Consider the following 22,068-nt stretch of genomic DNA (forward strand, 5'->3'; position numbering starts at 1 on the left):
TGATGCGGGATCGTGGGGTAGCTTGGTAACCTTCGGGCCTTGGGTGCCCGCGCCCCTAGTTCAAATCTGGGCGATCCCATCCCTACCACACTCGAAGTGGCCCTTTTGCCGCTTCTACTGTCGTTCCTTCAGATACTCGTTCTGATCGTCCCTCGCAGTCATCGTTCTTCGTAGTCGTACTCGCGTTCCGACTGCCGCCGACATGCTACCAGCGAATACCCGAGCCACACTGCGAAAAGAAGCCGTAGCGATGGCACGCCGCGCTAGTCGCCAGTCCCGTCGGGGGTGGAACGCGTAGTGCGCTCCTCGCTGGCACCGTCGGCATCGCCGTGGTCGTCTCCCCCGCCACTGGTGTCGAACTGATCGACAGTCGCGGCCAGCGAGTCGGCGCGGTCGCGGAGTTCGTCCGCGCTCTGGGCGATTTCAGCAACGGACGCGGACTGCTCCTCGGCGGCCGCCGATACCTGCTCGGCGTCCTCTGTCACGTTCTGGCTGATCTCGGAAACTCCATCGACGCGGTGGACGACGCTCTGTGTCGCGTCGGCCTGGTCTTCGGTGGCATCCGCAATCTCCTGAATCCCGTCGTTGGCGTCCTCGATTGCCTCGACGGTATCCTCGATGGCGTCGGCAGCCTCGCGGACAGTCTCGACACCGGTGTCGATGTGGTCGCTGGTCGCGCGGATGTCCGTGACAGTCTCGTCGGTCTCCGTCTGCACGGCCGCGATTTCGGCCTCTATCTCTGCGGCCGCCTGTTTCGTCTCCTCCGCGAGGTTCTTGACCTCGTCGGCGACAACGGCGAAGCCCTCGCTGTCCTTGTCGGCACGGGCGGCCTCGATGTTGGCGTTCAGGGCGAGCATATTCGTCTGCTCGGCGATATCCGAGATGAAGTCGACGATCTCGCCGATGTCGTCCATCCGCTCCTGTAGCGCGAGAATCTGGTCGACCGCGTCTGCCGAGCGGGACTCGATTTCCGCCATGTCGTCGATGGCCGACTCGGCGGCTTCCCGGCCCGCTTCGCCACGGTCGACGGCTTCTCTGGCCGTCTCTGCGACCGTCGTCGACGACGCTGCGACTTCCTCGATGCTCGCCGATAGCTGGTCCATCTCGGCGGCGGCCTCCTCGAGGTCGTCGTGCTGTCTGATAGCGCCGTCGGCGATCTCCTGTATGCGGTCACTGACGGTCTGGCTCGTCGTCTCGATTTCCTCGGCCCCGGTTGCGACCTCGATTGTGGCATTCGCGACCTCGTCGGCGAACGCCGCGACCTCGCTGACGGTGGCTTCGAGGCCGTCGAGCATCGCGTTGAACTCCACTGCGACTTCCCGCATCGCCGTCTCTTCCGCGTCCTCGTCGAGTCGCTCCGTGAGGTCACCGTCGGCGATGTCTTGCATCACCGCGCTGTACTCGGTGGCGCGCTCCTGCAGACGCTGGCTGGCTTCCTCTGCCTCGGCCCGTGCGTCTTCTGCTTCCGTACGCAGCTCTTCGGCTTCCGCCCGCGCCGTCTTCGCTTCCTCGACCGCATCCTCCGCTTCCTGAATGCGGTTCTGCAGCGAGACTCGCATATCGTCAAACGTCCCGTAGAGCCGGCCGATTTCGTCGGCACGGTTCGTCGAGAGGTCGACATCGAAGTCCCCGGCCTCGATGCGTTCGGCACGGTCTCGCAGCTGCTTCAGGGGGTCGACCGTGCGTTTCCCAAGCACGAGACCGACAGCCGACAACGAAACGAGCGCCAGCAGTACAAGCAGTCCGACCGTCTGACCGACCGTATCCCGGACACTGAACGCCTGGGCCGTGTCCAGGCTCGTAACAGTGACCCAGTTGGTGGTCGGGACGGGCGCGAACGCGTACACGCGACCATCGGCAACCGCTGTCACCGGTGCTGCAGTGCCGTTCGCGTCGCGGATCGCCGCGAGGCTCTCACTATGGGTGTCGGCATCGAACTCGCGGTCGATGTTCAACACCGTCTCGTCGTTAGTGTTCAGAATCGTGGTTTCCTTCGTGGAATTGGCATCGCTGAGCCGGTCGACCTGGCTCTGGATGCGCGTGACGACGACGAGGTACGAGCCGTCGCGCTTCGGGACCGAGCTAGCGAACGCCATCACGGGCTCGTCGTTGAGGACCGGTGAGCGGTACGACCGACTACTCGACCACACCTGACTGTTGTTCCCGGGTCCTTCCGGCACTTCGGCGGCCGTCCACGGCGCGTCAAGTTCGGATAGCGACCGCCCCTCCAGCGGGAGTTCCGTGCTGGCGACCACTTCGCCACGAGTATCGTTTACGAGGTGCATACTGACAACATCGTCGGGCAGTAGCTGGTCCTGCAACAGGATGTACGCCGCGGCGCGCCGGTCGCTCCGGAGCGGTTCGCCCTGTGAGACGGAGCGCGTGTGCGTGCGTTGCTGTTCGACCCACGAGCCGATAGAGCCCCCCTCCAGCTGGCTGGTCTCGGCGAGCTGTCCGGTCGTCTGGCGTTCGACGGCTGTGGATGTCGCCTGGAAGGTGAACGCGCCAGCGCCCGCGATGACGAGCAACACGGCAAGGAACGCAACAGCGAACTTCGCAGCGAACCGCTGCCGGACAAACTCGGGAGCGACCCGATCAAGCGCGCTCGCCAGTCCGTCGAGCGGACCGCCCGCCATCAGGCACCACCCGTGTTGGAGCGCTCAGTGGGTACGTCGATGTCGCCGGCGGCGACCTGCTCCCGCGACGTCGACAGCGCCTCCCTGACATCGTCGGGAATTGCCGGTTCGAGGGAGGTGCCATAGACGACGCCGACGCCGTCACTATCCAGCCCGAGAGAGACCACCTCACCAGCGGGAAGGCTGTCCGTGACCGTCGCCGTCGCAGCGTCGTAGACGGCTACGTTCACCCGCTTGACCATGCTCGCGAGCACGACGTCCGCGTACCGGGGATTACTGCGGGACTGGTCCGAGTCAACACCGATTGCGTACCGGCCACTGGCCTGTGCGGCCTGGAAGATGCCGACACCTGCGCCACCCGCTGCGTGGTAGACGATGTCCGCCCCATCGTCGTACATCCCGGCTGCGATGTCGCGGGCGCCCTGCACGTCGTCGAAATTCCCGAGATACTCCGTGAGGACATCGACGTCCGTGTTGGCGTACTCGACGCCGGCTCTGAAGCCGGCCTCGAACTTGTGGATGAGGGGCTGGTCGAGGCCGCCGACGAATCCGACGGTCGTCTCGTCCGGGTTCGTCGAGCCTGCCCCGAGGTCGATATCTCTGGTCGTGAGCAGCCCAGCGAGGTTCCCGGCCTGGAACGATCCCTCGTGTTCGCGGAACACGTAACTCGCCACGTTGTCGGCCTCTACGACAGAGTCGACGATCATGAATTGCTGGTCTGTGTACTCCGGTGCAGTCTCAGACAGCCCCTCGGCCTGCAGGAATCCGATACAGCAGATCAGGTCGTATGGTGGGTTCGTCGAACTCGCCAGTTCGGCCTGTACCTCGGCGAAGCCGGCGACGCTGTTTGGCTCGTGGTTCGTGTATTCGACCCCATCATCGAGCCGCGCGCGCTGAATGCCGCGGTTCGCCGCATCGTTGAACGAGCGGTCATCCAGCCCGCCCAGTGCGTACACCATTCCGACAGTCGCCGCCGCATCGCTCACGCCGATGTCGCTTTCCGTCGCTTGCTGGCTGTCGCCGGTGTCCTCGTCTCCGCTCCCTCCGAAATCCCCGAAGCGGCCTGCACAGCCGGCGAGCGTTGCGGTCGCGGCCGCGCTGCCGCTGGCGAGGAGCCGACGCCTTGTGATTTTTTGATCGCGCACGGTTATTCTACTCTGAGTGAATCAGGTATACCAGCAAAAACTACTGGTCCCAATTCTCGGCACTGATACTAATAGTACCCCAATGCCGCCTCATTTCAGTTCCACCCCGGTTTGCGAACCTTCTTAGGCCAGTGGGCATAACCACTGTCCACTCAAATGGCGACCGCCGAGAACACCGAACTCATCGACCGCTTCGAGGAGTTCTACCGCAACTACTACCGCAACGAGATCGGTGAGCTCGCCCAGAAATATCCGAACGACCAGAAATCGCTGTATATCGACTGGGACGATCTCTATCGCTTCGATCCGGACCTGGCCGACGACTACCGCACCAAGCCCGAGCAGATTCAGGAGTACGCCGAGGAGGCCCTGCGACTGTACGACCTGCCGGTGGACGTGTCGCTCGGACAGGCCCACGTCCGCGTCCGGAACCTCCCCGAGTCGGAGGACATCCGCGACCTGCGCCACGAACACCACGGCAACCTCGTCGCCGTCAGGGGCATCATCCGGAAAGCGACCGACGTGCGCCCGAAGGTCATCGAGGCGGCTTTCGAGTGCCAGCGCTGTGGGACGCTCACGCGCATCCCCCAGACCGCCGGCGACTTCCAGGAACCCCACGACTGCCAGGGCTGTGAACGACAGGGGCCGTTCCGGCTCAACACCGACCAGTCCCAGTTCATCGACGCCCAGAAGCTCCGCGTGCAGGAGTCCCCCGAAGGCCTGCGTGGCGGGGAGACACCCCAGTCCATCGACATCAACATCGAGGACGACATCACAGGCCACGTCACTGCGGGCGATCACGTCCGCGTGACCGGCATCCTCAAGCTCGACCAGCGGGGCAACGACAACGAGAAGTCCCCGATGTTCGACATCTACATGGAGGGCGTCAGCGTCGAAATCGAGGACGAGCAGTTCGAGGACATGGAGATCACCGACGCCGACAAGAAGGAGATCGTCGAACTCTCCAACGAAGCTGACATCTACGACAAGATGGTCGGGGCCATCGCACCCTCCATCTACGGCTACGAGAAGGAGAAGCTCGCGATGATGCTCCAGCTCTTCTCGGGCGTGACCAAAGAGCTTCCTGACGGATCTCGGATACGTGGAGATCTCCATATGTTGCTGATAGGAGATCCGGGGACGGGGAAATGCGTCCACGGTGACACGCGAGTAACTCTCGCAGACGGCCACGAACGGCCGATACGAGAGGTCGTTGAATCGAACTTAGATGATCCCAAACCAGTCGACGACGGCGTGTGGGACACTGTTGATTTCGATGTCCCGTCACTCCAATCCGATGGAACAGTAGCCACGCAAAACGCGACCAAGGTTTGGAAGCGCAAGGCACCGGAAACACTGTATCGGATACGAACCGCGACCGGTCGTGAACTCGATGTAACACCGTCACATCCACTGTTCGTCCAATCTAACGGGCGGTTTCAGGCCAGGAAAGCCGAGGAATTAGAGAGCGGGACACACGTTGCCGTTCCACGGAAGGTTTCCACAAATGCCCGTAACGAACTGGATGTCACGTTCCGACAATCACAGGCCCACAACAGAATCGACCTTGACCTTCCACCGCAGTGGACACCCGAACTGGCCCGTCTGATCGGTTATATTGTTGCCGAGGGGTACGTCGAGCAACGTCCGGATAACACGGGGTATGTTTCGATAACCAATAACGACCGCGAAGTTCTCGATGACGCGAAATCTGTTCTGGAGACACTGAACCTCAACGTTACGGAACGGAGTTCACACGAGGGGAAGACCACCCGCGAACTGTTGTGTTCTGCCGGCGAGTTCGTGAGCTTCCTCGCATCTCTGGACGAAACGTTGCTCCAGTCCTCGGCGGAGAGACGCGTTCCGCAAGATATCATGCGAGCCAGCGACAACGTTGTCACCGGATTTATTCGAGGCTATATCGAGGGAGAGGGACACGTTTCGACATCACAGCGGGAGATTACTGTTGCTTCGATGAGTAAACCGCTGCTGGAAGATGTTCGAACTCTGCTCGTCACACAAGGAATCACGGCACAACTCCAACCCCGGAACAACGGTAGCTACCGGCTTCGAATCTCCGGAAACTCCTTCCACGACTACGCCGAACAAATCGGATTCATCACAGCGCGAAAGACCGAAGCGTGCCGGCAGTTCGAGGGAACCCACGGAAATACGAACCTTGATATTGTCCCCAATCTGGGTCCGGAACTCCGTCGCATCCGGGAAGCACTTGGACTGACGCAATCCGAGTGCGGCCTCCCGCGTTCGACGTATCAACACTACGAGCGGGGACGCCGAAACCCAAGCCGTGACAGTCTCGAATCGGTTCTCGATGCGTTCCAGGCACGGTTGGCTGAGATGAACAATGACACACCTATCAGCGACACTGCGCGTAGCGACGGCGGCGGAACGGGGTCACTCCGTCAAGACCTGGATTCACTCACTGCATTCGTCGAAGGCGATATGGCATGGGACCGGATCGAATCGATAGAACCTATCGAACACGACGAAAAGTGGGTCTACGACCTCGAAATCGAGGGAACACACAACTATCTCACTAACGGCGTGGTCTCGCATAACTCACAGATGCTGTCATATATCGAGAATATCGCACCACGCTCTGTCTACACCTCCGGCAAAGGGTCGTCGAGCGCGGGGCTCACTGCGGCCGCCGTGCGCGACGACTTCGGCGACGGCCAGCAGTGGACGCTGGAAGCGGGCGCGCTCGTGCTCGCAGACCAGGGCATCGCCGCTATCGACGAACTCGATAAGATGTCTCCGGAAGACCGCTCCGCGATGCACGAAGCGCTGGAACAGCAGCGTATCAGCGTCTCGAAGGCTGGAATCAACGCGACACTCAAATCCCGCTGTTCGCTGCTGGGCGCGGCTAACCCGAAGTACGGTCGTTTCGACCAGTACGAACCCATCGGGGAGCAGATCGACCTCGAACCGGCGCTCATCTCCCGGTTCGACCTCATCTTCACCGTGACGGACAAGCCCGACGAGGAGAAAGACCGGAACCTCGCCGAGCACATCATCCAGACCAACTACGCCGGCGAACTCCACACGCACCGGACGGAAAACCCCACTTCGAATTTCAGCGAGGAGGAGGTCGGGACCGTCACCGAGGAGGTCGCGCCGACAATCGAACCGGACCTCCTCCGGAAGTACGTCGCCTACGCGAAGCGCAACTGCTTCCCGACGATGACCGAGGAGGCAAAGAGCCGTATCGAGGACTTCTACGTCGACCTACGGATGAAGGGACAGGACGAGGACGCGCCGGTGCCCGTCACCGCCCGGAAACTGGAGGCGCTGGTCCGATTGGCCGAGGCCTCTGCACGTATACGCCTCTCTGACACCGTCGACGAAGCCGACGCCGACCGAGCGGTCGACATCGCCCACTACTGCCTGAAGGAGATCGGCGTCGACCCCGAGACCGGCGAGTTCGACGCCGATGTGGTCGAGACCGGCCAGTCAAAGACCCAGCGCGACCGCATCCAGAACATCAAAGGCATCATTTCGGACATCGAAGACGAGTACGACGAGGGCGCACCCGCCGACGTGGTCATCGAACGCGCCGAGGAGGTCGGCATCGACGAGTCGAAGGCCGAACACGAGATCGACAAGCTGAAACAGAAAGGTGAGGTGTACGAGCCCCGGACGGACCACCTCCGGACGACCTGATATGGACCGCATTTCCGCACTCCGCAACATCGAGGAGGCGCTGGCCGAGTTCGAGACAGGGTCGAAGTCACTCAGTGACCTCGAACAGGACGTTCGCGGGACGCTCCGGACCTACGCGACTGAGTTCGAGGGGGACCTGCAGGCCTACCGGGCAAGCGGTGAGGCCGCCGTGGACGGCCTCGTCGTCCTCGCGCCATCCGAGACAGCAGCCCGCGAACGGGTGCAAGACCTCGTCGCGGACGCCGGCGAATTTACCGTTACAGTCGTCGAGTAGGGCGTTCTCTAGCACCGCGGGTACTGTCGGTGTCTCCATCTGCTGTCCACAGTGTCGACTCCGGAGTCCGACTGCCGCCGCTATCTTTCTGGCCAGTCGTCATATATATTCAATTTAAACCACATTCAATTCAGTAAAATTTTATAGTAATAATAGTAATGTCTACCCAGTGCTACTCGTCGTCACGTACTCCCGGGCGGCACGCACAGACCTGCGGAACGTCTGTCGTGCCCACGAAGACTGTGTCGTTCGGCAGTTCGGGAGAGCAGCGCTGTTCTCCGGAACCGAGTTCGGGGCCTTCCAGGCGCTCCGGCTCCACGAGAAACACGACCTCGACATACAGATCGAACACGTCGAACCGTTCGAGCCGACAGACGTCCCGAAGCACGTCCGCGAGGCGGCCAAACGGTACGAGGCACGCGAGGAACCGGCGACGCCCTACGAGCGGTTCGCGTCGGGGCGTGACCTCCCGGACCCGGACCAACTCCGAGGCGTCGACCTGTGAAGCTCCGCGTCGCTGGAACCACTTACGCGGGCGCTGTCGTCGACCTCCGAGCGCGAGACGTCGACGGTCGAATCATCGCCGCGAGTATCCGTGGGCGGCGGTGCTTTCCGGCCCTTTCCTGCCCGGAACCACCGGCCGTGTACGCCTACGCCGGATACGTCCACCCGTCGATGGGACTCCGAACGCGGACCGCGCTCGCGGCCGCCGCTCGGTCACGGGGACACGAGACCCCGCAGGACGACGCTATCGCGGAGTGCCGCGCCCAGCTGGCCGAGCTCGAATGTTCGCCGCCGGATCTGCCGGACCCTATCGATCCCGTCCCGGAGTCGACCATCGACGGCCTGCAGGAAGCGGTCGCGACCCACCGCGGCCGTCTCACCGCTCGGCAGGCGGTCGGGGCGGACGACGGGGCGGTACAGGCTGACCTCCGGGACGCGGCGACAGAACTGAGCGAACGGGAGACCCGACGGGCTGCCGCCAGAGAGACCCGCGAACTCCGCCGGGAGCGGGCACGCGCCTACCGGGATACGCTGGAGGAGCAGCGACGGCTTGCTGACGAACTGGCGAATCTCCGACGGAGTGCCCGGGCGACCCTCGTCGACCGATGCGCCGATGCGTTCGCTCGGGCCATCGAAGCCGTTCCGGGGCCGGTCCCGGACAGCCCGTTCGACGCCGATCCAGTAACGGCCGCGCTGGCCGTACTCCGGGTCGCCCGGACGCCCGCACCGGTCGTCCTCGGAACGGATCGGTTCAGGTCACCGACGGCTGCGTCGGACTGTCTCGACGCCCCTGTCGTCCGCTGCTGACTTTTAAATCGGAAGGCCGGACCACCACCCCTATGGTTACCTTCGACTGTCGCGCCGAGCGAGTTGACGGCGTGACGCTCGTCACGGCGACCGTCGGCGACGTTACCGAACCGACTCGAATCACTGTTCGGAACTGTCTCGATGGCCCTCTCTGGCCGCCGAGAAAGCAGGGCGTTCCAGAGGCCGGCTGGACCGAGGACGGCTTCGAGGGCATCGTCGGCCCGGGAACGCACGCGCTCGGTTACGCGACGCCGGCCCCACTATCTGACCAGCCGGCAGATCTGGTGCGTGCCGAGCCGACGTCCGATACGACCCCGGCGGACGAGCGACTCGACTCCGCAGATGCCGTCCTCAGGGAACTGGGCGACCCGTCGCCGCCTGTTGATGCTGTGCCTGCAGGCGAGCCATCGCAGGCGGCCGAAGCCGCGAGTCGGCGGTCGAATGAATCCACAGTCGAACAGGAGATGGACCCGCAGCGAGCGACCGTCAAATCGCCAGCCGAGTCGGGGACGCCGATGGGCCTGCGACCGGACCAGCAGCTCCCCGACGCTGTCTCGCAGTGGCTCGAAACCGTTGCTCGACGCGTCGACCGCGCAGAGCGGCTGGCCGAGGCGGACTCGCTGTCGGCGGCGACAGCTGCGGTTCGCGCGGCGGACGGTCTGTCCGGCGTCCGGACGGTCACGACACGCGGCGATACTGACGAGCAGATGCTCCGTGCGTTGGCCCGGCGGGCCGAACGGCTCGCCGACCGACGGGCGGCCGCCACAGTGCCGACCGAGACGCTGTCGCGCCTGGCATGATCTTGGCAGTCACCGGCGGCAAGGGCGGCGTCGGCAAGTCCACTATCGCGTACAATCTCGCGGCGGAACTCAGCGCGCTCGAACGGCCTAACAGCAGGGACTCGCGCTCGAACGCGAACGCTGGGAGCGTCGTCGTCGACGGCGACCTCGGGATGGCGGACCTCCCGTCCAGTCACGGCCCCGACCTGCACGACGTTCTCGCTGACCGCGCCGACCCGCACGAGGCTGTCCGTGAGACCGGCCCCGTGACCCTCGTTCCCTGCGGGCGGACGCTGGCCGGCGCTCGAAGCGCCGACTTGCAGGGCCTCACGGACGTATTCGCCGCGCTGGAGCGGACCTATCGCTGGGTCATCGTAGACTCGCCGGCGGGGATGCACGCCGACGTGGGGTTATCCCTTGCTGCTGCCGACGCTGCGGTACTCGTCACGACGCCGGAGGACGCGGCGCTCGCTGATGCGCTTCGGGTCCGGGCGCTGGCCCGCGAACTCGACGCCGGACTCTGTCGGGTCGTCCTCAACCGTGCCGGTCCGAACCCCGCGACCGGGGCTGTCGCGGACCGGTTCGGTGCACCAGCTGTCGCTATCCCGAAAAGTGAGCCGCTAGCGACGGCACAGGCCCATGGACAGCCGCTTCGAGAAACAGCGCCGGACACGTCGGCTCGGCGCTCGATTGAATCGCTCGCTGACGCCGTCTATTCCTGTAGCTCGGTGTAGGTCCCACGTAGCGTGACCGGCGTTACGTCCGCTGTCTCTGCCGCCTCGGCCTGCGTGAGCGCCACGTCCCGTTCCTGGGCCGCGGTGTAGAGACACGCCGCCGCGACGCCGGCCGGATTGCGCCCGCTGACCAGCCCGCGGTCCTGTGCCTCGTCGACGAGCTGTTCCGCGCGCTGGCGGACCGCCGTCGGCAGGTCCAGCGTCGTCGCGAACCGAGGGACGTACTCGCGTGGGTCAATCGGACCGGTTGGCAGCCCGAGCTCCCTGTTCAGAGCGTCGTAGGCCGCGCGAAGCTCCGACTGAGTCGCCTTGGCGACGGTACAGAGCTCGTCGACGGTCCGGGCAACACCTTCGGTCCGGCAGGTGGCGTAGATGGCCGCGGCCGCAAACCCTTCCAGCGTCCGTCCCTGCAGCAGATCCTCGTTCTGTGCGGATTCGAACAGCACACAGGCCCGGTCCCGAATCGCGTCTGAGAGCGACATCGAACTGATGATACGCCGGATCTCGGTGAAGGCGTACACCTTGTTTCGCTCGCGTTTCGAGCTGATCTGTGCGCGGTTGTGCTCGCGGCGGAGGCGGGCGAACTGACGGCGCTTGCGCCCTTTCAGCCGTGTCGACCGGCCGATTTTCGTCGAGAGGCCGCGGTCGTGACGCGACCGTGTCAATGGCGCGCCTGTGCGTGCCCGGTCAGTGTCGTCATCGTCGAACGACCGCCACTCCGGTCCGGGGTCGATGGCGTCCTCGCCGACGACCAGTCCACAGCTGCCACAGACCGACTCGACACCCTGCTGTTTGACCGACCCGTTACACTCCGGACATTGCGTTACCGTCGTGCTCATGTTCCCACCTACGGCTGGGCGAGGGGTTAAAAAACCGATGCAAAGACGGGTTTCCGGGCGGTTTTCGATGCAACTGCCGACCGGTAACCGGTAGGTAGTTATCGGGTTCGACACCCGCGCCTATCGGTATACCGACAGCATTAAATTCCGGCACAAAGAATGAAATTTCAATGACGCTGTCGGATATCGCTGCCGGTGTCGAGGTCACGACCCACCAGCGTGATCGCGGCGTCGCTGCCGTCGACGAGACGGACGCCCCGCTCCCGGAGCGATTGGCCCCGGTGGCCGACGACCTCCCGTGCTCGGCGGCGACAGCGGCGACCGTCGTCGAGGCCTACGCAGCCGGCAAGAGCGTCGGCGATGCGGGCCGCGCCGCCGGTGTTGCGCCTGTGATGGCCGCCAAGACGCTCCATCTCGTCGGTGAGCAAGTGTCACCGGTCGGCCCACAGGGCCGTGAGATAATCGCCGATTGGCTCGCTGGGGACCTCTCTCGCAGCGATGCCATCGCACTCGCTGACGTAACTGAACAGGAGTTTGCCCTGGCGGTGTACATCGAAACGCACGAGCCGTTGCCCGCAGCTCGCGATGCAGTGGAGGGGGCGCTCACAACTGCGGAACGGGACCCGTTAGGGGAGACGATGAGCGACATCGGCGAGCTGCTGTGAGGATGTGTGATTTGCTTTCTCGGCGAGGTCGGGAGTGAGCGACATCGGCGAGCTGCTGTGAGGATGTGTGATCTGCTCTCTCGGCGAGGTCGGGGGTGAGCGACGTCGGCGAGTTGCTGTGAGTGCGTGACTACCGTTCTCTCGCTGAGTTGGGACCGATGCTGGCAAGTCGGTGTCGTGTGTGGAACCCCTGCTCTCGCTTCTCCCGTACTGTCTGGGGCACGCTTAACACCCGTGACTGCAAACCCGGAGTTATGTCGGCTTCGGAACTGGCAGACCGGGTGGCCGAGGTGCTTGCAGCGGACAGCGAGTCGTTCAACGAACGGGCCCGCGAGGAAGCCGAAGCGCTCAAATCCGCGGTCCGGAGCGGGACCTTCGACAACTCGGAGGCGATCGTCGGCATGGAGCTGGAGCTGTATGCCGTCGATGAGCAGACCGACGCGCTCCAGCGGGTCCCGCGTCAGTTGCTCGAACTCATCGGGTTCGAAAAGGAACTCGGCCTGCACAACGCCGAGATGCAGACGAGTCCGCAGCCGCTGAACACCCACGGGCTGGCGGCCCAGCGCAACGAACTGAAGGCGTCGCTGATGCCGGCCCAGCAACGGGTGCGCAACGAAGGTATCCGCCTCGTCTCTGATGGCATGTGGACCGTTCCGCCCGCCGGCGAGACGGCCCGGGAGTACCTCTGTGACTGCGTCGAACAGAGCGGCGTCCGCATCGGGACGAACATGTCGGACTCCGTCCGCTATCACACGATGGCCAACACCGACTACCCCTCGGCGTTCGAGATCGATGCGCCACACGTCTCGCTACAGGCCGAGACGGTGATGCCGGAGTCGCTCATCACCTCGATTCAACCCCACTACCAGATTCCCCACGCCCCGGACCTGCCGGAGTATTTCACCTACGCGCTCCGCATCGCCGCGCCGCTGCTGGCACTCGGCGTCAACTCGCCGTTTTTCCCGCCGGACCTCTACGACGACGCGCCCGACCCCGAAATCGTCGCCGGGGCGAACATGGAGAACCGCATCGGCGTCTTCGAGTCGGTCCTCAATCCGCCCGACGGCGACTCGACGCCACCGAAAGTCTGCTTCCCGCCGGATTTCGACTCCGTCGAGGAGGCTATCGACGACATCGTCGCTGACGACACTATCGTCCCGGTCGACCTGCAGTCGGGGACCCGCTTCGACGACGACTTCGTTCACTTCCGGCACAAGCACGGCTCGTACTGGCGATGGGTCAGGCCGGTGTTCGAGGGGCCGACGCGGTCGGCGGCCAACGCCCGCATCGAGTTCCGCCCGCTGGCCGCACAGCCGACCGTCGACGACGCAATCGGGTTCGCGGCCGTTTTCGCCGGCCTGATGGAGAGCCTGCCACAGCTCGAACACCCCATCCGGTCGCTGGACTGGGAGACGGCGAAGCGGAACTTCTACGCCGCCGCTCGGAGCGGCCTCCGGGCGAAAATCGAGTGGATCACCGCTGACGGGGCAACGACGACCAGCACCGAGGAGATATACGGCGAACTGTTCGAGCACGCACGCGAGGGCCTCGAACAGCGCGGCCTCTCGGCGGAGGAAGCCCATGGGTACATCCGGCCGCTACGCGAGCGCGTCGACCGCCGGCTCACGCCCGCGCGCTGGAAACACGACTACGTCCGCCGCCGCGTCGAGGAGAACGTCCCGCTGGCCGAAGCGATCTGGGGGATGCAGGCCACCTACATCCGCCATCAGGAGGAGACGCTGCTGGAGGGCAGTTTCGTCGACTGGTTCGAGTGAGTCATACTGTTGGCTGTACTCCCCTGACGAATATTGCCACCCCGAGCTGGCGACTGTCTTCACGAAGGGACAGTCAACAGTATCAGTCGCCGGTCGCCAGTTCCGACTGTTCTGTTTCTTCGCGTCGGTCCGCAACACCCGTGTACGCGACGACGTTTGAGCCCAGTTCCTCGACGCGCGCTGCGATGTCTTCGTCGGCGATGTGTCCGTCCTCGAAGGCGGCCCACGATTCGGGGATGGCAACGGCTTGCGGAAGCGGCCAGCCCTTCAACTCCAGTACAGAGGCGCGAAGATGCTGTAGCGTCGGCGTGGGGAACCCGCCGCCGGCCACTGCGAGGATACCGACGGTCGCCCCTTCGACGTCGTCAATACTGCAGTAGTCAAGCGCCGTCTTCAGTGGTGAGGCGATGGTGCCGTGATACACGGGAGTTCCGAGGACCAGGGCGTCGGCCTCGCGGACACGGGCGGCGAGTTCCGGACCGTCACCGGAGTCGGCCTCACCCGCGTCGGGGTCGAACAGCGGGAGGTCCCACTCCCGGAGGTCGATGTGCTCGATCGTTGCACCATCCCCCACTGCCGCGTCGAGGGCGCGCTGGACGGCGATTCTGGTTCCGCTGTCGTCGCGGAGGCTTCCGCTGATACCGATAACGTGTGGCGTGTCGTGCATCGTGTGTCTGTTCGTAGCCACCGCTAATTAGTAAGTACTCTGAGAAAAAAGTTTCAGTGCGTATTCTGACAGGAAGTCACGGGTCAGGCCGTAGTGACATCGTGAATCAGTCGCGACAGCTGATATCGATGAACATAGACCGAATTCTATCGGTCACAGCGCTGCCGAGATTCACTGCTGAGGCCGATACGCACCTGTGATTTGACAGCAGTTCACCCGCGCTCCTGGGGGTGCCCTGCCCCACGTCCGTTGCTGCCCGCGACTACTCCTGGTCTTCGTCGCCGCCTTCTGTCTCGTCCATCTCGTCGCCGGTTTCGGAGGCCGCCGTCTCGTCTTCTGTCTCGTCCATCTCCTCGTGTTCGTCGTGTTCGGCGAACTCGACTTCGGCCTCAAGTTCGATTTCGACGCCCTTGCCTTCCAGTTCGGCTTCGAACTCCGCCATGTCTTCGACTTCGGCTTCCAGTTCCGCTGTATCTACCGCTACCTCGACCTCCACTTCGACGGAAACGTCGTCTCGGTCCATACCGACCTTCCGAGGGGCTGACATAACTCAGTTTTGCAACCGGCACGTTGCGACCGACTTCGACATCGCTATGTGTGTCAGCCGCTGACCCATTGCTATGAGCGACCCCGTGGACGTGACCGTTGACACCGACGACGAGTCGGAATCGGTCCGTATCCACGACGACGGTGGCGAGGTCGAAGCCGGCGACGCAACCGTCCGATTCAGTTTTTCCGGCACTGGAGACGATGGGCAGGCGGCTGGGGGCGACGACGAGCAGTCGCCCGACGGCAACGACGACCCGCGCCGCATCGCCGAACTCGACTCGGTGCCGACCGACAGCACGCTCGTGTTCGAGGCGCGCGACGGCCGGCGCGGCGTCAACTGCATCCTGCACCGCTCGGGCGACGCCGTCGCCGCCTGGCGCAACTCCTGTCCCCACCAGCCCGAAGTCCCGCTCGACCCGGGCCGGGGCGCGATTGTGCGGGGCGACCGTCTGGTGTGTCACAAACACGGCGCGCAGTTCGAACGCGACGACGGCGTCTGCACGCACGGCCCCTGCGCCGGCGACGCCCTCGACAGTATCGAGGTCACGGTTCGGGACGGCGACGTGTACCTCACGGACGAGCGCTTCGAGCGGGCCGAACGGCGCTGAAACGCGATTTTAGAACGTTTTGCGGTTGTCTCGATTGTGCCATCAGTCGTCTGCAACGGCCGGTTCGCTGCCGGCCCGGGGGTCGGCCTCGCGCCACGTCCCGCGGAGGAACCAGGCTGCTGCGAGGCCGGCCGCGAGGACGTTCGAGACGGCGAAGGCCAGCCAGATGCCCTGTTCGGCCAGCGAGTACGCGAAGAGGTCGACGACCTGCGGGCCGAGCCACGCCGGGACCGAAACTGGGCGGGATGCGACCCAGGCGACCGGCAGGCGGATGATTCCCAGCATGGTAACCGCTAGCGCCGCTGCGGTGAGCGTCTTACCGGCCCCGCGGAACCCGCCGGAGTAGGCCCGGACGACGCCGATGAAGCCGAAGGTCGGGGCGACCCACTGGAGGAACTCGGCCCCGATGCGGACGACCTCGGGGTCGTCGCTGAACACGCTGACGACGGCCGGTGCGGCGAAGATCGTGACCACACCCAGCACAGAGAGGATGGCAAACGATACTTTTGCGGCGAAGTGGTTGGCCGTCGCCGCGCGGTCAGGCCGCTCGGCACCGAGGTTCTGGCCGGTCATCGTTTCGACGCCGCGGTCCATCGCGATGGCGGGCATGAACACCAGCGAGAACACGCGGATGCCGACGCCGAAGGCCGCGACCACGGTCACGGAGAACGTCCCGACGATGAACAGCATGGCGTTGACTGACACGGCGCGCCCGGTGCCTTCGACGGAGGCCGGGATGCCCAGCCTGAGCAGTTTCCGGAGGTACTCCAGGTCGGGGGCCATATCACTGAGGTGAATCCGCACGCCGCGCCTGCCCGACAGCAGGATACCGATGCCGACGACCAGCGCTACGGCACGCGAGAAGATGGTCGCGACGGCCGCGCCGACGACGCCCATCTCGGGGAACACCCACCAGCCGAAGATGAGGAACGGGTCGATGACGATGTTCAGCACGACAGTCCCGAACATCACGAGCATCGGCGTGATGGTGTCGCCGGCCCCGCGCATCAGCGAGATGAACACGAAGAAGCCGAACATCGCCGTCAGTCCGAGCGAGACGACCTGCAGGTAGCCCGTCGCGCCCGGCAGCACCTCGCTGGATGCGCCCAAAAGCGACAGGAAGTCCTCGACGAAGAAGTAGCCGGTCGCGCCGAGTAACACGGAGGCCAGCAGCGCGAACGTCACAGTCTGGGAGGCGGCGTACTCGGCCTCGCGGTGCTCCTCGGCCCCGGTGTGCTGGGCGACCAGCACGCTGCCTGCCACTGACAGTCCCATTCCAAGCGAGATGAGCAGGAAGATCATCGGGAAGGCAAATGAGATGGCCGCAAGCGCCGTCGTGGAGTACTGCCCCAGCCAGAACGTATCCGCGAGGTTGTACGCCACCTGTAGCAGGTTCGTGATGACGATGGGGAAAGAAAGGAACAGCAGCGGCTTGCCGATGTCGCCGCTGGTCAGGTTCAGTTCCTCTTGCCCTTTGAACAGGTTCCCGAGCCGCGCACCCAGACGGCCCAGTTTCTGCCGGAGGCTCACGCTGTGACCTCCTGCTGTCCGTCCAGGAGATGCGTCTCGACGTACTCGGCGAGCATCCGTCGGGTACACTCGACCGGGCGACCGGTCGTGACACGCTCGGTCGCAGCCCCGGTCAGGACGGTGACGATGAACTGGGCGGTCTCCTCGGCGTCGAGGTCGGATTTGAACGTCCCGCCAGTGATACCGTCTTCGAGGATCACTTCGAGTTCGTCGACGAGGTAGTCGTCGAATTTGGTGAGTCGCTCGCGAAAGCCGGGTTCGTAGGGCGCGTGGGCACGGATTTCGAGAATCGCCGTCCCGAACTCTTCGCTCCCGTCGTCCGGCTTGTCCAGCACGGAATCGATGAGCGCCAGCAGGCGCTCGTGTGGGTTCTCGCCGTCGGGGTCTTCGATCCGGTCGACGAACCCGTCATAGAGGTATTCGAGGAACGCACAGAGGAGGTCGTGTTTACTGTCGTAGTGGTAGTGGAGGGCAGCTTTGCTCTTGTCCGACTCGTCCGCGATGTCCTGCATCGTCAGATCCGCGTAGCCGTGCGTACACAGCGCACGGTAGGTCGCGTCCATAATATCGTCGGCCGTGTCGCCGTCGTTCATTACGCGTAACTAACTGACTGGTCAGTCAAGAATGCGTCGGTACCGCTTGCGGGTGAGTTCGCATGCCCTGCTATATCGGGCTCAGACTTGCAGGAGCCGTCGCTCTGAGAGCGTTCGGAACGATGGTAGAAGGACGGTCGCTACTCCTTCAGGTCGAGGTCGAACTGCTCGTGTTCGCTTGCGGCGTTGAGCACGACGGAGGTGTTCGACTCCCTGATATCCGGGTCGGTGAGGAGCTCTTTGATCTGGGCGTTCATGCCGTCGGTGTCGGTGAACTTCCCGACCGCGATGACGTCGTAGTCGCCGGTGACCTCGTACACCGATATCATCTGCTTGTGCTCTTCGAGGTCATCGGTGACTGCCGGGAGCGACGACCCTTCCACCTTGAGCTGGATGATGGCTGTCACGTCGTAGCCGAGCTTGTCGTAATCAACCTTGGGGGTGTACCCGTTGATGATTCCCTCGTCCTCAAGATCGGAGAGGTGGTTTGAGACGGTCGTTACCGACACGTCGAGGTCTTCTCCGAGGCTTCGGAGGCTGGCGCGGCCATCCCCCAGAAGTGCATTCACTAGCTCACGGTCGAGATTTTCGTACGTCATTACGTTGGGGGACGCCCCCCAGGGATTAGAATTTTACGAATGTCCAAATGTAAGCGAAAGCGTCGAAACCTTTGCGCAAATCAGCAGGGTTTTAGTAGTAGCACCGTTCCTATCGGGTGTCCAAAGATGACAAGCGAACTTTCAGAGGCGGCACAGGAGGTACTCGACGAGATCGAAGAGAAGAACGTCGACTTCCTCCGGCTCCAGTTTACCGACATCCTCGGCACCATCAAGAACGTCTCGATCACAGCCGACCAGGCAGAGAAAGCGTTCACAGAGGGGATCTACTTCGACGGCTCCTCGATCAACGGCTTCGTCCGGATTCAGGAGTCCGACATGCGTCTGGACCCGGACCCCTCGACGTTCTCGGTGCTTCCGTGGAGGGAAAACGTCGAAGGCGGTTCCAGTGCCCGCCTCATCTGTGACGTCATCGACACCTCGACCGGCGAGCCGTTCTCCGGCGACCCGCGTGGCGTCCTGAAGCGTGCTATCGAGCGCGCAAACGACATGGGCTATACGGTCAACGCCGCCCCCGAGCCCGAGTTCTTCCTGTTCGAGGAAGACGAAGAGGGCCGTGCGACGACCAAGACCAACGACGCCGGCGGTTACTTCGACCTCGCGCCAAAGGACCTCGCCTCCGACGTGCGCCGTGACATCATCTACGGCCTCGAAGACATGGGCTTCGACATCGAAGCCTCCCACCACGAGGTCGCCCAGGGCCAGCACGAGATCAACTTCACCTACGACGACGCGCTCTCGACGGCCGACAACGTCGCCACCTTCCGCTCTGTCGTCCGCGCCATCGCGGCCGAGCACGACCTGCACGCGACGTTCATGCCGAAACCCATCCCGAAGATCAACGGCTCCGGGATGCACACGCACCTCTCGCTGTTCACCGAGGACGGCGAGAACGCGTTCCACGACGAGGACGACGAGTTCAACCTCTCCGAGACGGCAAAGAGCTTCACCGCCGGTATCCTCAAGCACGCACCGGCTATCACGGCCGTCTCGAACCCGACCGTGAACTCCTACAAGCGTCTGGTCCCGGGCTACGAGGCACCCGTCTACGTCGCCTGGTCCGACCGTAACCGCTCGGCGCTCATCCGCAAGCCGGCCGCCCGCACCCCGGCCGCAAGCCGTATCGAGGCTCGCTTCCCCGACCCGTCGTGTAACCCGTACCTCGCCTTCGCCGCGCTCATCCACGCTGGGCTCGACGGCGTCGAGCAGGACCTCGATTGTGACGACCCTGTCCGCGAGAACATCTACGACTTCGACGAGGAGAAACGCGAGGAGTACGGCATCACCACGCTCCCGTCGAACCTCGGCGAAGCCGTCGAAGCGCTCGAAGACGACGAAGTGATTCAGGACGCTCTCGGCGAGCACGTCTACGAGAACTTCGTCGAGGCCAAAACGCAGGAACACAAGGAGTACCTCGTCGACGTCTCCGACTGGGAACTCGACCGCTACCTCGAGAAGTTCTAAACGGCTTCCACTTCAGTATTTTTCTGCGAGTTGCTCACCGGCCAGCGGTAGCGTTAGCAGGACCCCGGTCCCGACCCCTGCAAGCAGCGTGACGGCGACCGGCGTCGGGTCTAACCCGAACGTCACCCCGAGCAACGTTCCAACCGAGACAACGCCCAGCAACGCCGTGATACCGACACCGTGCCGGGTCGGTTCCGGGATTGAATCTCCTAGGAGCGCCCAGACCACGGCACCCGCGACAGCGACACCCAGCGCGCCGGCCGAATTGCGGGAAACGCCGGTGACGAACAGCCCTGCTACGGCGATGACGGCCGCGAAGCCGAACACCCGCTCGGGCGTTTTGAGCGCACCGAGGGCGAGCGCGAGGGCCGCACCGGCGATGGCAAAGCCCGCGAGGATGTCGGCGAGGTAGTGGACGCCGAGTACAAGCCGGGAGAGCCCGATGAGGGCGATGATCGTCGCGGCGACGGCGGCGCGCTGCCGACGCGTGCCGACCCGGAGCGCCCACGCGATGCCGCCCCAGACGAGCAGGGAGAGGGTGGCGTGGCCGCTGGGGAAGCCGAACCCCTCTCCGGTCGCCATCGACTCGTAGACGCCCCGCAGCGCCGCCGGGAGCAGTTCGGCGTGGGTGGCCGTACCCGCTCCGGGCGGCCGCGGCAGCGCGAACACGCCCTTCAGTGACACGACGAGCGCGACGGCGACGGCGAGCAGCGCCACGAGCATCGCCGTCCGGTCCCGAGTGAGGCCGCGACCGAGTTTCGGCGTCCACGGGCCGAGCCAGTACAGCAGGCCACAGGCCAGGAATGTGAACCAGAAGTCCCCTAATTGGGTGATGAGGGCGAACAACACGACGACTGCACCGGGCAGCGCCGACAGCACCTCGGTGACGCCGACAGCCCGTATCACTGTCGCCAGTCGCGCACTCGGTCGACGAGCCGTCCGGGGAGGCCGGTGGCAGTAAGCGTCACACCGACCGTAATCATCACGGCGTAGAGGCCGAGCGTCGACAGCCAGATGACCAGCATCGCCAGGACGGCCCAGACGCCTTTCAGGTAGTAGAACGCGCCAAGCGTCATGATCGTGCCGTACAGCAAGACGATGTAGGGGCCCCACTGTCGGGCGTGGCCGCGGCGCATCCGGCGGCGGACGTACTGTTTGAGGTCCGACCGCACCTCGTCACGGTGGAGTGTCCGGTCCTCGACGTCCTCGCGGAACGACTCGAACTCTTCGCGGAGTTCCTGTAGCTCCTCGTCTGTCAGCGCATCAGTGTCTCGTCCGGTCGGCCCGGTTCCGGCTGGCGGGGGTGTGTCGGTCTCGTCAGCGTCCTCACTCATCGCTTTGCCGGACCGTCGGTGCGATACCTGTTGTAGTTGCCGGTCCGCGAGCGCCGCGTTGACCGCTGCGCCCACGAGTAGCACCTGTCCGGCGAAGTAGAACCACGTCACGAGCAGGAGGACCCCGCCGATGACGCCGTACACCTGGTAGGAGTCGGCCTGCGCCGCGTACACGTTGAACCCTGTTCCGAGCAGCGTCCACCCGGCACCGGCGAACACCGCGCCGGGGACGGCCGCCCGTATCGTCATCTCCTGATCGGGAAACAGGTAGTACAGTGGGAGGAAGGACACCGTTAGTACAGGGATGAGTGCGAGTCCGCCCAGCGCAACCTGGACGCCCAGCACCGTTCCGAGAGCGCCGATGACGCCGAGCCCGCCCAGCGCCACGACGATGCCGCCCAGCGCGGCCAGCCCGTCGACGAGCTCGCCGACAATCGAACCGGGGCCGTCCGTCCCGTAGACGCGGCTGAAGGCCGCGTCAAGCCCGCGGAACACCTTGAGCGCGCTCCAGAGCGTGACGCCGACGCCGAGCACAGTCGCTCCCCCGCGGCCAGCCCCGCTTGTCAGCGCGTCTTCGAGCAGCGTCGATGCCGTCGGCGAGAGCACGTCTCCCGCAGCCGTCACGATTCGCTCGGCAAAGGCCTCCCCGCCCGCCAGCGTGCCGACGACCAGCGTCAGCAACAACAGCGGCAGGAGCGAGACGAACATGTAGTAGGCGATGCCGGCCGCGAGAAAGGAGACCTCCTCCTCTTGGACAGTGCGGACGACATCCCGAGCGACGGAGACAGCGCGTGTGCGATCCACGCGAGCATCTCGGGGTGGAGCCCCAAATATACTGTCGACTGGCTGACGCCAGACCGTCGT

Annotated in this window: 20 protein-coding genes and 1 tRNA gene; 11 read left to right on the plus strand and 10 right to left on the minus strand. The window is 64.3% G+C overall.

The annotated features are described in order from the left end of the window. Positions 1–6: 6 nt before the first annotated feature. Positions 7–79, plus strand: a tRNA-Pro gene (locus HAH_RS00225). A 184-nt stretch (positions 80–263) separates the two neighbouring features. Here the strand turns inward: HAH_RS00225 and HAH_RS00230 are convergent. Continuing rightward, on the minus strand, positions 264–2,636 hold the full coding sequence (locus HAH_RS00230) for a methyl-accepting chemotaxis protein (RefSeq protein WP_014039078.1): 2,373 nt from the start codon (positions 2,634–2,636) through the stop codon (positions 264–266). Then, positions 2,636–3,781 carry a BMP family lipoprotein gene (locus tag HAH_RS00235; protein ID WP_014039079.1) on the minus strand — a complete coding sequence of 382 codons (1,146 nt, stop codon included), beginning with the start codon at positions 3,779–3,781 and terminating at the stop codon, positions 2,636–2,638. Before HAH_RS00235 ends, HAH_RS00230 begins: the two co-directional genes overlap by 1 nt. A gap of 156 nt (positions 3,782–3,937) precedes the next feature. On the opposite strand from HAH_RS00235, the gene HAH_RS00240 reads away from it, so the two are divergent. The 6 genes from HAH_RS00240 (at position 3,938) to HAH_RS00265 (ending at position 10,563) form a co-directional block, all read left to right on the plus strand. Further along, positions 3,938–7,465, plus strand: a complete 3,528-nt coding sequence (locus HAH_RS00240) for an LAGLIDADG family homing endonuclease (protein WP_014039080.1) — start codon at positions 3,938–3,940, stop codon at positions 7,463–7,465. 1 nt (position 7,466) lies between these two features. Then, a complete protein-coding gene (locus HAH_RS00245; protein WP_014039081.1) occupies positions 7,467–7,739 on the plus strand; it encodes a DUF7854 family protein in 273 nt (90 codons plus the stop codon). Between the two features lie 169 nt (positions 7,740–7,908). Further along, a complete protein-coding gene (locus HAH_RS00250; protein ID WP_008307136.1) occupies positions 7,909–8,244 on the plus strand; it encodes a DUF7855 family protein in 336 nt (111 codons plus the stop codon). Then, on the plus strand, positions 8,241–9,050 hold the full coding sequence (locus HAH_RS00255) for a DUF7856 family protein (protein WP_023843048.1): 810 nt from the start codon (positions 8,241–8,243) through the stop codon (positions 9,048–9,050). The genes HAH_RS00250 and HAH_RS00255 overlap by 4 nt, the downstream gene beginning before the upstream one ends. A 32-nt stretch (positions 9,051–9,082) precedes the next feature. Next, on the plus strand, positions 9,083–9,850 hold the full coding sequence (locus tag HAH_RS00260) for a DUF7857 domain-containing protein (protein WP_014039083.1): 768 nt from the start codon (positions 9,083–9,085) through the stop codon (positions 9,848–9,850). Next, complete coding sequence (locus HAH_RS00265) at positions 9,847–10,563, plus strand: MinD/ParA family ATP-binding protein (RefSeq protein WP_014039084.1); 717 nt, start codon at positions 9,847–9,849, stop codon at positions 10,561–10,563. The genes HAH_RS00260 and HAH_RS00265 overlap by 4 nt, the downstream gene beginning before the upstream one ends. Here HAH_RS00265 and HAH_RS00270 read toward each other — a convergent pair. Beyond that, positions 10,542–11,402 carry a transcription initiation factor IIB gene (locus tag HAH_RS00270; RefSeq protein WP_014039085.1) on the minus strand — a complete coding sequence of 287 codons (861 nt, stop codon included), beginning with the start codon at positions 11,400–11,402 and terminating at the stop codon, positions 10,542–10,544. The two genes, HAH_RS00265 and HAH_RS00270, sit on opposite strands and share 22 nt — an antisense overlap. 170 nt (positions 11,403–11,572) lie before the next feature. Between HAH_RS00270 and HAH_RS00275 the strand changes: the two genes are divergently transcribed. Continuing rightward, positions 11,573–12,067, plus strand: a complete 495-nt coding sequence (locus tag HAH_RS00275; RefSeq protein ID WP_014039086.1) for a DUF7858 family protein — start codon at positions 11,573–11,575, stop codon at positions 12,065–12,067. Between the two features lie 254 nt (positions 12,068–12,321). Continuing rightward, positions 12,322–13,842 (plus strand): glutamate--cysteine ligase family protein, encoded by a 1,521-nt coding sequence (locus HAH_RS00280; protein ID WP_014039087.1) that lies wholly within the window; start codon positions 12,322–12,324, stop codon positions 13,840–13,842. Positions 13,843–13,924: 82 nt separating this feature from the next. Here HAH_RS00280 and HAH_RS00285 read toward each other — a convergent pair whose 3' ends face one another. Together HAH_RS00285 and HAH_RS00290 are read right to left on the minus strand one after the other, a co-directional pair. Beyond that, positions 13,925–14,509: an NADPH-dependent FMN reductase gene (locus HAH_RS00285; RefSeq protein ID WP_014039088.1), complete on the minus strand. Its 585-nt coding sequence runs from the start codon at positions 14,507–14,509 to the stop codon at positions 13,925–13,927. A 262-nt stretch (positions 14,510–14,771) separates the two neighbouring features. Beyond that, on the minus strand, positions 14,772–15,032 hold the full coding sequence (locus HAH_RS00290; protein WP_023843050.1) for a hypothetical protein: 261 nt from the start codon (positions 15,030–15,032) through the stop codon (positions 14,772–14,774). Positions 15,033–15,129: 97 nt separating this feature from the next. Between HAH_RS00290 and HAH_RS00295 the strand changes: the two genes are divergently transcribed. Then, positions 15,130–15,666, plus strand: a complete 537-nt coding sequence (locus tag HAH_RS00295) for a Rieske (2Fe-2S) protein (protein ID WP_014039090.1) — start codon at positions 15,130–15,132, stop codon at positions 15,664–15,666. Positions 15,667–15,708: 42 nt separating this feature from the next. Here HAH_RS00295 and HAH_RS00300 read toward each other — a convergent pair whose 3' ends face one another. The 3 genes from HAH_RS00300 to lrp all read right to left on the minus strand — a co-directional run bounded on the left by HAH_RS00300 (position 15,709) and on the right by lrp (position 18,388). After that, positions 15,709–17,196, minus strand: a complete 1,488-nt coding sequence (locus tag HAH_RS00300) for an MATE family efflux transporter (protein ID WP_014039091.1) — start codon at positions 17,194–17,196, stop codon at positions 15,709–15,711. After that, positions 17,193–17,789: a TetR/AcrR family transcriptional regulator gene (locus tag HAH_RS00305; protein ID WP_014039092.1), complete on the minus strand. Its 597-nt coding sequence runs from the start codon at positions 17,787–17,789 to the stop codon at positions 17,193–17,195. Before HAH_RS00305 ends, HAH_RS00300 begins: the two co-directional genes overlap by 4 nt. Positions 17,790–17,929: 140 nt before the next feature. Continuing rightward, positions 17,930–18,388 carry an HTH-type transcriptional regulator Lrp gene (gene lrp, locus HAH_RS00310; RefSeq protein ID WP_004515963.1) on the minus strand — a complete coding sequence of 153 codons (459 nt, stop codon included), beginning with the start codon at positions 18,386–18,388 and terminating at the stop codon, positions 17,930–17,932. 126 nt (positions 18,389–18,514) lie between these two features. Here lrp and glnA point away from each other — a divergent pair, with 126 nt between their 5' ends. Next, complete coding sequence (gene glnA, locus HAH_RS00315; RefSeq protein WP_014039093.1) at positions 18,515–19,870, plus strand: type I glutamate--ammonia ligase; 1,356 nt, start codon at positions 18,515–18,517, stop codon at positions 19,868–19,870. A 12-nt stretch (positions 19,871–19,882) separates the two neighbouring features. On the opposite strand, the gene HAH_RS00320 is transcribed toward glnA, so the two are convergent. Next, a complete protein-coding gene (locus tag HAH_RS00320; protein ID WP_014039094.1) occupies positions 19,883–20,776 on the minus strand; it encodes a phosphatase PAP2 family protein in 894 nt (297 codons plus the stop codon). Beyond that, the gene (locus HAH_RS00325; protein ID WP_014039095.1) at positions 20,773–22,008 is read right to left on the minus strand and encodes a YihY/virulence factor BrkB family protein; all 1,236 of its coding nucleotides are present in this window, start codon (positions 22,006–22,008) and stop codon (positions 20,773–20,775) included. Before HAH_RS00325 ends, HAH_RS00320 begins: the two co-directional genes overlap by 4 nt. Positions 22,009–22,068 lie beyond the last annotated feature (60 nt).

Origin of the sequence: Haloarcula hispanica ATCC 33960 (assembly GCF_000223905.1) — an archaeon.
Lineage (GTDB): Archaea > Halobacteriota > Halobacteria > Halobacteriales > Haloarculaceae > Haloarcula > Haloarcula hispanica.

Bases quoted from the DNA above. Each gene is read 5' to 3' on its own strand.
- HAH_RS00280 (WP_014039087.1), top strand. From the start codon at position 12,322: ATGTCGGCTTCGGAACTGGCAGACCGGGTGGCCGAGGTGCTTGCAGCG.
- HAH_RS00240 (WP_014039080.1), top strand. From the start codon at position 3,938: ATGGCGACCGCCGAGAACACCGAACTCATCGACCGCTTCGAGGAGTTC.
- HAH_RS00265 (WP_014039084.1), top strand. From the start codon at position 9,847: ATGATCTTGGCAGTCACCGGCGGCAAGGGCGGCGTCGGCAAGTCCACT.
- HAH_RS00295 (WP_014039090.1), top strand. From the start codon at position 15,130: ATGAGCGACCCCGTGGACGTGACCGTTGACACCGACGACGAGTCGGAA.
- HAH_RS00305 (WP_014039092.1), bottom strand. From the start codon at position 17,789: ATGAACGACGGCGACACGGCCGACGATATTATGGACGCGACCTACCGT.
- HAH_RS00285 (WP_014039088.1), bottom strand. From the start codon at position 14,509: ATGCACGACACGCCACACGTTATCGGTATCAGCGGAAGCCTCCGCGAC.
- HAH_RS00270 (WP_014039085.1), bottom strand. From the start codon at position 11,402: ATGAGCACGACGGTAACGCAATGTCCGGAGTGTAACGGGTCGGTCAAA.
- HAH_RS00230 (WP_014039078.1), bottom strand. From the start codon at position 2,636: ATGGCGGGCGGTCCGCTCGACGGACTGGCGAGCGCGCTTGATCGGGTC.
- HAH_RS00260 (WP_014039083.1), top strand. From the start codon at position 9,083: ATGGTTACCTTCGACTGTCGCGCCGAGCGAGTTGACGGCGTGACGCTC.
- lrp (WP_004515963.1), bottom strand. From the start codon at position 18,388: ATGACGTACGAAAATCTCGACCGTGAGCTAGTGAATGCACTTCTGGGG.
- HAH_RS00245 (WP_014039081.1), top strand. From the start codon at position 7,467: ATGGACCGCATTTCCGCACTCCGCAACATCGAGGAGGCGCTGGCCGAG.
- HAH_RS00275 (WP_014039086.1), top strand. From the start codon at position 11,573: ATGACGCTGTCGGATATCGCTGCCGGTGTCGAGGTCACGACCCACCAG.
- HAH_RS00290 (WP_023843050.1), bottom strand. From the start codon at position 15,032: ATGGACCGAGACGACGTTTCCGTCGAAGTGGAGGTCGAGGTAGCGGTA.
- glnA (WP_014039093.1), top strand. From the start codon at position 18,515: ATGACAAGCGAACTTTCAGAGGCGGCACAGGAGGTACTCGACGAGATC.